Raw genomic sequence first — 608 nt, 5'->3', positions numbered from 1 at the left:
CTCCGCCGTCAGCAGCCTGGCGTACAGACCGAGCTGCAGCTGAGCGATCCCGGGGACCCGCTGTCGGACGTGAGGGACGGCCGTGCCGACCTGGCCCTCGTGGTCCGGCCGCGCGACCAGCCGTCCGTCGACGGCATCCGGTTCGTATCTCTGCTCGACGACAGGTATCTCGCCGTGCTGCCGGAGGAACACCCACTCGCCGCGCATCGGGAGATCGAGTTGAGCGACCTCGCCGATGAGCCGTGGATCAGGAGCGACCGGCCGGGCCCCTGTCTGGACCCCGTTCTCGACGCCTGCGCTTCGGCAGGCTTCAGCCCCTCGTTCGTGGTGGAGAGCGAGGATCACGCAACGGCGCAGGCGTTCGTGGCCGCGGGGCTCGGCATCGCCCTGATTCCGGAGCTGGGGATCGGCGCCTCACATCCGGCCGTGGCCGTCCTCAGGGTCCGCAACCCGGAACCGGTCAGATCGATCCATGCGGCGGTGCGGGAGTCGGCACCGGCCGGGGGGGCCGGCCAGCGGCGGGGGGGCGGCGCTCGGGCGGCCCCCGCCGGCGGGGGGCGCGAAGTGTTATTAATTTTTATAGGCCCGCGGGAGCGGTCGGAGGGGCC

Annotated in this window: 1 protein-coding gene; it reads left to right on the top strand. The window is 72.0% G+C overall.

Going from position 1 to position 608, the window contains the following annotated elements; all coding sequences use genetic code 11:
• Positions 1-33 precede the first annotated feature (33 nt).
• Positions 34-608: LysR substrate-binding domain-containing protein (locus tag ACFWFI_RS30045; RefSeq protein WP_387396167.1), on the top strand; the 575-nt coding region annotated here is incomplete at its 3' end.

Source organism: Streptomyces sp. NPDC060209, assembly GCF_042728155.1.
Taxonomy (GTDB): domain Bacteria; phylum Actinomycetota; class Actinomycetes; order Streptomycetales; family Streptomycetaceae; genus Streptomyces.
Note: the sequence above shows the minus strand (reverse complement) of the source record. Positions and strands in the feature narration are given on the sequence as shown.